Source organism: Streptomyces qinglanensis, from assembly GCF_900111245.1.
GTDB classification, from domain to species: domain Bacteria; phylum Actinomycetota; class Actinomycetes; order Streptomycetales; family Streptomycetaceae; genus Streptomyces; species Streptomyces qinglanensis.
In genome coordinates this window covers 156,824-167,252 of sequence record NZ_FOGO01000019.1, presented here as the reverse complement: position 1 = coordinate 167,252, position 10,429 = coordinate 156,824, and the positions used below count along the sequence as shown (strand labels likewise).

The window sequence follows — 10,429 nt, the reverse complement described above, 5'->3', positions numbered from 1 at the left end:
GGTCCCTATCCGCTGCGCGCGTAGGAGTCTTGAGAAGGGCTGTCCCTAGTACGAGAGGACCGGGACGGACGGACCTCTGGTGTGCCAGTTGTTCTGCCAAGGGCATGGCTGGTTGGCTACGTTCGGGAAGGATAACCGCTGAAAGCATCTAAGCGGGAAGCCTGCTTCGAGATGAGGACTCCCACCCCCTGTGAGGGGTTAAGGCTCCCTGGAGATGACGGGGTTGATAGGCCGGATCTGGAAGCACGGTAACGTGTGGAGGTGACCGGTACTAATAGGCCGAGGGCTTGTCCATAGAGGCTCGCGTCCACTGTGTCGGTTCTGAGACAACAACCGTGCAAGCACCACCCTTTGGTGGGTGTGTTGTGCTGCTGGTTGTGTGTTTCACCGTGTTTCGGTGGTCATAGCGTGAGGGAAACGCCCGGTCACATTCCGAACCCGGAAGCTAAGCCTTTCAGCGCCGATGGTACTGCATGCGGGAGCGTGTGGGAGAGTAGGACGCCGCCGAACAAAACGTGCAAGTCGTGGTCCCTGGACTTCTGTTCAGGGACCACGACTTTTTTGTGCGTGGTCACCGGCAGTTCATGTTGCGTGGACATGATCCCTGCATGGGGACAACACAGCTGACCACCGCGGGCGTTGGCGCGGGGGACGAGGTCGTGGTGCCGTCGTTCGGCGGGGCGGACGTCGCACAGGCCGTGCGGGAGCTCGGGGCGCGACCCGTCTTCGCCGACATCGATCCCGACACCTACTGTCTCGATCCGGTCTCCGCGGCCCGTGCGGCCGGTCGGCGGACCGCAGCACTCGTTCTCGTGCACCTCTTCGGTCACAGGGCGGACATGGCCGCACTGCGTGCCGTCGGCGAGCGGCACGGGGTCTCCGTCGTGGAGTGGGAGCCCATGCCCCGCACGGATGCGATCGATGCGGTCCGTCGTCGCCAGTACGCCACATCGCTGAGCCGGCGTCTCAGGGGCGTCGTCGCGCCGCTGGTTCCGGACGGTGTCGAGCACGCCTTCACGGAGTACGTGGTCCGGGTCCCGGGCAACGGGCGACCGGATCGTGACGCCCTCCGCAGGGCGCTGCGCATGCGGGGTGTCGACTGCGGAGTGCCGGTACGGGTGCCGGCCCATCGGCTGCCGGAGTACGCCTCGGCCGTACGGCTGCCGCAGGCCGAGCGGGCCGCTGACGAGTGCCTCTCGCTGCCGCTGAGCGCTGCCATGACCAAGAAGGACCTGCAGCGTGTCGTGTCGGCCTGCAACGGGCTCGGAGGACTGCTGCGGGAGCGGGCCGGCTGACCTGGTGGGAGCTGTCCCGGCGTCAGTTCGATCCCGGCGCTTCGATCGGGTAAGATCTTTACCGCTGGCCGCGCCCCAATAGCTCAGTCGGCAGAGCGTCTCCATGGTAAGGAGAAGGTCAACGGTTCGATTCCGTTTTGGGGCTCTCCGCACGCAGATCGAAGGCCCCCGCCGTACGGCGGGGGCCTTCGTCGTGTGGCGCGAGGGTGCCGCTCCCGCCGCTACTCGGGGACGCGCATCGCCAGGATGGCCATGTCGTCCGAGGGCGCGTCGCTGGCGAAGCGCTCGACCGCACGCATGATCCGGGCGGCCACCGCGCCCGCGTTCAGGCCCGTGCAGGTGGAGAGGACGTCGGCCAGGCCGTCGTCTCCCAGCATGCGGGTGCCCTCGCGGCGTTCCGTCACGCCGTCCGTCACACACAGCAGAACGTCGCCGGGCGCGAGTGAGACGGTCTGCTCGTAGAGTTCCAGATCGTCCATGACGCCGAGCAGCGGCTGGGGATCGGCAGCCGACTCCACGCTGCCGTCCTGGCGCAGCCTGAGGGGCAGCGGATGGCCCGCGCAGACGACCTTCAACTCGGCGCTGCCGTCCTCCTGGGGGCGCATCTCGCCGTACAGGAGCGTGAGGAAGCGGCTGCGCGCGCCTTCGTCCAGGATGGCGGTGTTGAGGCGCTCCAGCACGGTGGGTCCGCCCAGCCCTTCCCGGGCCAGCAGCCGCAGCGCGTGCCGCGCCAGACCGGTGACCGCCGCGGCCTCCGGGCCCGTGCCGCAGACGTCGCCGATGGCGAAGCCGTAGGTGCCGTCGTCGATCTCGAAGAGGTCGTAGAAGTCACCACCGACCTCGTTGCCCTCGCCCGCAGCGCGGTAGATGACCTCGACCTCGACACCGCCTTCCACTTCCGGCAGCTCGGGCGGCAGCAGGCTGCGCTGCAGGGACTGGCTGATGGCGGTGCGCTCGGAGTAGAGACGCGCGTTGTCCAGGGCGAGGGCGGCGCGCCGGGAGAGGTCCTCGGCCAGTTCCAGGATCTCCTGGCGGAACCGTTCGTCCGCCGGTTTGCCCAGGGTGAGCATGCCGATGACCCGGTTGCGGGCCACCAGGGGAAGAACGACGGTCTCGCCGCCGACCGCGGCCGCGGTGGCCAGGCTCGTGCCGGGGGAGAGCTGCTGGGCCTCGCCGTCCAGCGAGACGTTGCGCAGCGAGGTGCGCAACGCCGCGGAGTGCGCCGCCTCGGTGGGCGCCGCCCAGACGCGCGCTCCGGGCGTGGGAACGGGCTCGGGCGGGTCGACCTTGGCGAGCAGTGCCTTGAGGTTGTCGATGCGGTCCTCGTCCTCGTGCAGGACGTAGGAGAGGCGGGGGTCGGAGCCCTGGTCGGCGACTGTGTAGACGGCGCACCAGGTGGCCAGCGTGGGAACGGTCATCTGGGCCATCAGCGCGAGCGTCTGGTCGCGGTCGAGGGTGCCGGCGAGCAGATCCGAGGCTTCGACGAGGAAGGAGAGCGAGCCGCGGCGCAGGCGTTCCAGTTCGGTGAGCCGGGCCCGTTCCACGGCGAGCGCGATGCGGTCGGCGGCGAACTGCAGGCGCAGGGCCTCCTCGTTGGTGTAGCGGCCGGGAGTCTCGGTGGCCACTCCGAGGGAGCCGGTGAGCCGTCCCTCGACCTTGAGGGGAACCGTGACCACCGAGCGCATGCCGGTGCCGTCGAGGAGCGGTACGGCGCCGGGGACGACGGTCAGGTCCTCGTGCACGGACGGCATCCGGGCCGAGCCGTAGCGCCCGCTGGCGGTCTCGACGGGGACGCGGGCGAACCGCTGGCGTGCCGAGGGCAGACCGGTCGAGGCGCGGACCTCGAGTTCGGTCTCGTCGTCGGTGGCCAGCAGCAGATACGCCGCATCGCCCTCCAGCATGTCCCTGGCGCGTTCGACGGTGCGCTGCAGAAGCCCGTCGAGGTCGTCGGGGGCCGGTGAGCCGATGAAGACCTCGAACGGGTCGGCTGCGGACTGGTCCTGGCTGTCCGTGGCGGTGCCGGTGTTGTCGTGGGAGTGGACACGAGGCGGCGACTGCAGGACGGCACGCTCGTGCTCGCGCACCAGCAGGCAGACCGTGGACGGTTCGCCGTCGCTGTCCCGCACGCGCAGGTGAGAGGCGTAGACCGGGATCGTGCGGCCGTCCGAGCCGCGCATGCCGTAGGACCCCTCCCAGCGGGAGAGGCGCAGCGCCTCGGCGACGCCGGTTCCGGTACCGGGGGTGTGCGGCCAGGCGGCGAAGTCGGTGAGCGGCTTTCCGACGACCTGTTCGGCCGGGTAGTCGAACAGGTCGGTCGCGTCCTCGTTCCATGCACTGATCGATCCGCTGCGGTCCACCTGGACGACGGCGACCCGGATGTGGGTGTCGGTGACCGGCAGCGCCGTGTCCGGGAGTGCGGGACCGGCCGTGCGGGTACCGACGGGGCGTTCGGGGAGGTCGAGCCGGAACCAGACGCGCTTGTCGGACGCGGTGTAGTCGACGCCCCAGCGGGTGGCCAGTGCCGAGGCGAGCAGCAGTCCGCGGCCGCCCTCCCGGTCGGGTCCGGCGGGCTGCGGGTTGACCTCCTGGAGCGGCAGTTCCCGTTCGGGGTAGCGGTCGACGACCTCGATGCGGATCCCGTCCTCGTCGCGCAGGCAGAGCACCTCGGCGGCGGTTCCGGCGTGCACCACGGCGTTGGTGACCAGTTCGCTGGTCAGTACGACGGCGTCGTCGACGACCTCGGACAGGCCCCAGCCCTGGAGGGTGTCGCGCACGAAGCCGCGCGCGGTGGCGACGGAGCGGCCCACCGGCTCGAAGGTGGCGGCGGCGCGTGCGGTGATCACTGGTCTCCCCATGGGTGTCCTGTCGGCCGGGCGCACCGGTGTGCGCTGTGCGGTCAGGGCCGTGAAGGTCCCCGCCTCCTCGTTCGGGCCTTGTGAGCCCGTGGCGCTCGGGTGGCCCCCGCCCCCGCGCTCGGCGCTCTGCTCTTGCGTCACCGCAGCGCCCCTCCGTCGCCCTTCGTACTCACACCGCTGCCCCCTGCGAAGCCCCTACCCGTCGGACCCGGTAGCGCACCCCGCCGGCATGGGGGTGAACGGACAGCCGGGTGCCAGGTTACTTACGTATCCATGACGCGTGGCCGCCGGATGCGGGTGATTTCCCTCCGGGCCCGCGAACGCAGCGTGATATGCCATGCTGCCGAACTGTTATCGCCTGGTTCGGGCAGGGTGAAACACTGGGAAGGCTCGGAGTACAGGGCCCGGGCAGGAAGGTCGACCCGCAGGAGGGGCAGTGGAGTCTGGCACAACCGCGCGTAGCGGCAACACGCGCGCGAAGGGCGGACGGTCCCGGAGGAGCGGGACGATCGAGGTCGACGCGGCGGCCGTCAACAAGCTGCTGGCCGGGCTGACGGCGATGCGGGACGGCAACTTCCGCAAGCGGCTCACTGTGACCGGTGAGGGTCCGATGGCGGAGATCGCCGCGGTCTTCAACGAGGTCGCGGACCAGAACCTGCACCTGACGGGTGAGCTCTCCCGGGTGCGGCGTGTGGTCGGACGTGAGGGGAAACTCACAGAGCGGCTGCAGACCGGCACCTGCGAGGGGTCCTGGGCTTCGGCGATCGACGCGGCGAACTCGTTGGTCGACGACCTGGTGTGGCCCGTCTCGGAGGTGGGCAGAGTGCTGTCGGCCGTCGCCGACGGCGACCTGGAGCAGCGTATGGATCTGCGCGCCCGGGGGGCCGAGGGCGGCGGGCATCCGCTGCGCGGGGAGTTCCTGAAGGTCGGCCGCACGGTCAACGGCCTGGTGGACCAGCTCTCGGCGTTCACGGACGAGGTGACGCGGGTCGCCAGCGAGGTCGGTACCGAGGGCAAGCTGGGCGGCCAGGCGCGGGTGCGCGGGATGTCCGGCTCCTGGAAGGACCTGACCGACTCGGTCAACACGATGGCGTCGCGGCTGACGGCGCAGGTGCGGGACATCGCGCTGGTGACGACGGCCGTCGCCAAGGGCGACCTGTCACGCAAGGTGACCGTTCATGTCGCCGGTGAGATGCTGGAGCTGAAGAACACCGTCAACACGATGGTCGACCAGCTCTCCTCCTTCCAGTCGGAGGTCACCCGGGTCGCGCGCGAGGTCGGTACCGAGGGCGAGCTGGGTGGCCAGGCGCGGGTGCAGGGCGTCGCGGGCGTGTGGAAGGACCTGACGGACTCCGTCAACCTCATGGCGGGCAATCTGACCTCTCAGGTGCGGGAGATCGCCCAGGTGACGACCGCGGTCGCCAACGGCGACCTGTCACAGAAGATCACGGTCAACGCGCGCGGCGAGGTGGCACAGCTCGCCGAGACGATCAACGCGATGACGGACACGCTGCGCACGCTCGCGGACGAGGTGACACGGGCGGCGAGCGAGGTCGGCACGGACGGTGTGCTGGGCGGCCAGGCCGTGGTCCCGGGCGCGGCCGGTATCTGGAAGGACCTGACGGACTCGGTCAACTCCGCGTTCCGCAATCTGACCGCTCAGGTGCGGGACATCGCGCAGGTGACGACGGCGGTCGCGAACGGTGACCTGTCGCAGAAGGTCACCGTGGACGTCTCCGGTGAGATGCAGGAGTTGAAGAACACCGTCAACACCATGGTGGACCAGCTCTCCGCGTTCGGCGCCGAGGTGACGCGGGTCGCTCGCGAGATCGGTGTCGAGGGTGAGTTGGGCGGTCAGGCGGCGGTGCCCGGGGCGGCCGGCACCTGGAAGGACCTGACGGACTCGGTCAACACCGCGTTCCGCAACCTGACGGGCCAGGTCCGCAACATCGCGCAGGTGACGACGGCGGTCGCGAACGGCGACCTGTCGCAGAAGGTCACCGTGGACGTCTCCGGAGAGATGCTCCAGTTGAAGAACACCGTCAACACGATGGTGGACCAGTTGTCGTCCTTCGCCGAGCAGGTGACCCGGATGGCCCGGGACGTCGGCACCGAGGGCAGGCTCGGGGGCCAGGCGCGGGTGGACGGTGTCTCGGGCACCTGGAAGGACCTCACGAACTCCGTCAACTTCATGGCGAACAACCTCACCTCTCAGGTGCGGCAGATCGCCCAGGTGACGACGGCGGTGGCGCGCGGTGACCTGTCGCAGAAGATCGAGGTCGACGCGCGCGGTGAGATCCTGGAACTGAAGAACACCATCAACACGATGGTCGATCAGCTCTCCGCCTTCGCCGACCAGGTCACGCGGGTCTCCCGGGAGGTCGGCACGGAGGGCAGGCTGGGCGGCCAGGCCCAGGTGCCGGGCGTCGCGGGTGTGTGGCGCGATCTGACCGACTCCGTGAACGGCATGGCGGGCAACCTGACCTCCCAGGTGCGCAACATCTCGCAGGTGGCCACCGCGGTGGCGCGCGGCGACCTGTCGCAGAAGATCGACGTGGACGCGCGGGGCGAGATCCTGGAGCTGAAGACCACGCTGAACACGATGGTCGATCAGCTCTCCTCGTTCGCGGAGCAGGTCACCAGGGTGGCCCGCGAGGTGGGCACCGAGGGCATCCTGGGCGGTCAGGCGGAGGTCAAGGGAGTCTCGGGCACCTGGAAGGACCTCACGCAGTCCGTGAACTTCATGGCGAACAACCTGACCTCCCAGGTCCGGAACATCGCCGAGGTCACCACCGCCGTCGCACAGGGCGACCTCTCGAAGAAGATCACCGTCGACGCCAAGGGCGAGGTCCTCGCCCTGGTGACGACCGTCAACACGATGGTGGACACGCTCTCGTCGTTCGCCGAGCAGGTCACCCGGGTCGCCCGTGAGGTGGGCACCGAAGGCATCCTCGGCGGGCAGGCACGGGTGCGTGACGTGTCGGGTATCTGGAAGGACCTGACCGACAACGTCAACATCATGGCCAACAACCTCACCTCCCAGGTGCGCAACATCTCCCAGGTGGCCACCGCGGTCGCGGGCGGTGACCTGACGAAGAAGGTCACCGTCGAGGCCAGTGGTGAGGTGGCGCAGCTCGCGGACACCGTCAACACGATGGTCACCACGCTCTCGTCGTTCGCGGAGCAGGTCACCAGGGTGGCCCGGGAGGTGGGTACGGACGGTGTGCTGGGCGGCCAGGCGCGGGTCCGCGGCGTCGCCGGTACCTGGAAGGACCTGACGGAGTCGGTGAACTCCATGGCGTCCAACCTGACCGGCCAGGTGCGGCAGATCGCGATGGTCACCACCGCCATCGCCAAGGGCGATCTGACCAAGAAGATCGACATCGAGGCCAACGGCGAGATCCTCCAGCTCAAGACGACCATCAACACGATGGTCGACCAGCTCTCGTCGTTCGCCGAGCAGGTCACCAGGGTGGCCCGCGAGGTGGGCACCGAGGGCCAGTTGGGCGGCCAGGCGCGGGTGCCGGGCGTCGCGGGTACGTGGAAGGACCTGACGGACTCCGTCAACGAGATGGCGGGCAACCTCACCCGCCAGGTGCGGGCGATCGCCGAGGTGGCCACCGCGGTGACGCGCGGCGACCACAACGTCCGCATCGACGTGGAGGCGGCCGGGGAGATCCTGGAGCTGCAGGGCTACATCAACACGATGATCGCGAACCTGCGGGACACCACGCAGGCCAACCAGGAGCAGGACTGGCTCAAGGGCAACCTGGCGCGGATCTCCGGTCTGATGCAGGGCCGCCGCGACCTGCGGGACGTGGCCGGACTCATCATGAGCGAGCTGACCCCGGTGGTCTCGGCGCAGCACGGCGCGTTCTTCATCTCGCTGCCCGAGGGGACCCCGGAGAGCGCGGTCGGTGTGGGTGCCGGGCCGGGCGAGGACGGCAGGTACGAACTGCGGATGCTGGGCAGTTACGGCTACTGCACGGACAGCATGCCCACGTCGTTCCTTCCGGGTGAGTCCCTGGTCGGGACGGCGGCCAAGGAGAAGCGCACCATCGAGATGGGCAATGTCCCGCCCGGTTATCTGAAGATCTCCTCGGGGCTGGGCGAGGCGCCGCCGGCGCATCTCGTGGTGCTGCCGGTCATCTTCGAGGGCACGGTGCTCGGTGTGATCGAGCTGGCGTCCTTCCAGCCGTTCGGGCAGATCCAGAAGGACTTCCTCAACCAGATCGCCGAGATGATCGCGACGAGCGTCAACACCATCAGCGTCAATATGCGTACCGAGCGGCTGCTGGAGCAGTCGCAGGAGCTGACGGCGCAGCTCAAGGAGCGCTCCGGCGAGTTGGAGAACCGGCAGAAGGCCCTTCAGGAGTCCAACGCGGCGCTGGAGGAGAAGGCCGAGCAGCTCGCCCAGACCAACAGCGACATCGAGATCAAGAACCGGGAGATCGAAGAGGCCCGGCAGGTCCTGGAGGAGCGTGCCGAGCAGCTCTCGGTCTCGATGCGCTACAAGTCCGAGTTCCTGGCCAACATGTCGCACGAGCTGCGCACCCCGCTGAACTCGCTGCTGATCCTGGCCAAGCTGCTGGCGGACAACGCCGAGAGCAACCTGTCGCCCAAACAGGTGGAGTTCGCCGAGACGATCCACGGTGCGGGGTCCGATCTGCTGCAGCTCATCAACGACATCCTCGACCTGTCGAAGGTCGAGGCGGGGAAGATGGACGTCAGCCCGACGCGGATCGCGCTGGTGCAACTGGTCGACTACGTGGAGGCGACCTTCCGGCCGCTGACGGTCGAGAAGGGGCTGGACTTCTCGGTGAGCGTCTCGCCGGAGCTGCCGGCCACGCTGCACACCGACGAGCAGCGGCTGCTCCAGGTGCTGCGCAACCTGCTCTCGAACGCCGTCAAGTTCACCGACAGCGGGGCTGTCGAGCTGGTGATCCGCTCGGCGCGCTCGGACGTTCCCGATGCGATCCGTGAGCAGATGCTGGAGCACGGGTCGCTGCGGGACCCGGACTCGGAGCTGATCGCCTTCTCCGTGACGGACACCGGTATCGGTATCGCGCAGAGCAAGATGCGGGTCATCTTCGAAGCGTTCAAGCAGGCCGACGGCACCACGTCCCGGAAGTACGGCGGCACGGGGCTGGGGCTGTCCATCAGCCGCGAGATCGCCCGGCTGCTGGGCGGCGAGATCCACGCGGTCAGCGAGCCGGGCCGCGGCTCCACCTTCACGCTCTACCTGCCGCTGCATCCCACGGAGCTGCCTCCGCAGGGCTACGCGCAGCTCGTCGCGGGCAGCGCTCCGATGGCCCTCCCGGAGGCGCACGCGGCCGTCCCGGCGGCCGCGGCGGGCGAGCTGGCGGCGGCGCCGCAGACGGCGCCGGGCGGGGCCGGCGGATCCGCCGTCGAGCAGACCGCCGACGAAGCCGCGAACTCGCTCGCCGACCGGCGGCGGTTGCGGGACGCCAGCGGCCAGGCGCAGCCCGAACTGCCGCCGGAGGCCCGTCCGTCGTCCCCGGTGGGCGAGAACGGGGCGGCGACCGACGGGGCCGCGGGCACCGGCACGGCTGCTCAGGCGGTCCTGCCGGGCGGCGCGGCGGCAGAGGTGTCCGACAGCGCCGTCGAGGTGGCCGACGAGGGGGCGACGGCCTGGCACGAACGGGAGCTGCACGCGCCCGGAGCCGGCGCGGTGGGCGATCTGGCGGGCCGGAAGGTGCTCATCGTCGACGACGACATCCGGAACGTCTTCGCGCTCACCAGCGTGCTGGAGCAGCACGGGCTGCAGGTCCTCTACGCCGAGAACGGCCGGGAGGGCATCGAGGTGCTGGAGCAGCACGACGACGCGGCCGTGGTGCTGATGGACATCATGATGCCGGAGATGGACGGCTACGCGACGACGGCGGCCATCCGCAAGATGCCGCAGTTCGCCGGGCTGCCGATCATCGCGCTGACCGCCAAGGCGATGAAGGGGGACCGGGAGAAGAGCATCGAATCCGGTGCTTCCGACTACGTCACCAAGCCGGTGGACACTGATCATCTGCTGGATGTCATGAGGCGGTGGATGGAAGGCGGGTGAATATGACACTGTGTCGATGAGGGGCTTGCGTTGACGCAGTGTGGTCGAACGCGTGTGGAAACGCGGTGAACCGGGAACCTTTTGGTCCTCTGGGGCGTTTCTGCTACGTGCACAGTGACATCACGGTGACAGGGTGTGGCGGACCGCGGGGTGCGGCTACCATGACCGGCACAAGGACGGGCGGCGGCGACAGGATGCCG

3 protein-coding genes, 1 tRNA gene and 2 rRNA genes are annotated in these 10,429 nt (G+C 69.2%); 5 read left to right on the top strand and 1 reads right to left on the bottom strand.

The genetic code is table 11. The annotated features are described in order from the left end of the window. From BMX65_RS29525 to BMX65_RS29510, 4 genes are all read left to right on the top strand, one after another. Positions 1–295 (top strand): 23S ribosomal RNA (locus BMX65_RS29525); the annotation flags it as partial. A 98-nt stretch (positions 296–393) separates the two neighbouring features. Then, a 5S ribosomal RNA gene (gene rrf, locus BMX65_RS29520) occupies positions 394–510 on the top strand. Between the two features lie 98 nt (positions 511–608). After that, positions 609–1,295: a DegT/DnrJ/EryC1/StrS family aminotransferase gene (locus BMX65_RS29515; RefSeq protein WP_075003411.1), complete on the top strand. Its 687-nt coding sequence runs from the start codon at positions 609–611 to the stop codon at positions 1,293–1,295. Positions 1,296–1,367: 72 nt separating this feature from the next. Further along, positions 1,368–1,440: transfer RNA gene (locus tag BMX65_RS29510), tRNA-Thr, on the top strand. Positions 1,441–1,516: 76 nt separating this feature from the next. Here BMX65_RS29510 and BMX65_RS29505 read toward each other — a convergent pair. After that, entirely contained in the window at positions 1,517–4,150 is a 2,634-nt protein-coding gene (locus BMX65_RS29505; RefSeq protein ID WP_239501929.1) for a SpoIIE family protein phosphatase, read from the bottom strand. Positions 4,151–4,586: 436 nt separating this feature from the next. Between BMX65_RS29505 and BMX65_RS29500 the strand changes: the two genes are divergently transcribed. Next, on the top strand, positions 4,587–10,229 hold the full coding sequence (locus BMX65_RS29500) for a HAMP domain-containing protein (RefSeq protein WP_075003409.1): 5,643 nt from the start codon (positions 4,587–4,589) through the stop codon (positions 10,227–10,229). Positions 10,230–10,429 lie beyond the last annotated feature (200 nt).

Bases quoted from the DNA above. Each gene is read 5' to 3' on its own strand.
- BMX65_RS29515 (WP_075003411.1), top strand. From the start codon at position 609: ATGGGGACAACACAGCTGACCACCGCGGGCGTTGGCGCGGGGGACGAG.
- BMX65_RS29505 (WP_239501929.1), bottom strand. From the start codon at position 4,150: ATGGGGAGACCAGTGATCACCGCACGCGCCGCCGCCACCTTCGAGCCG.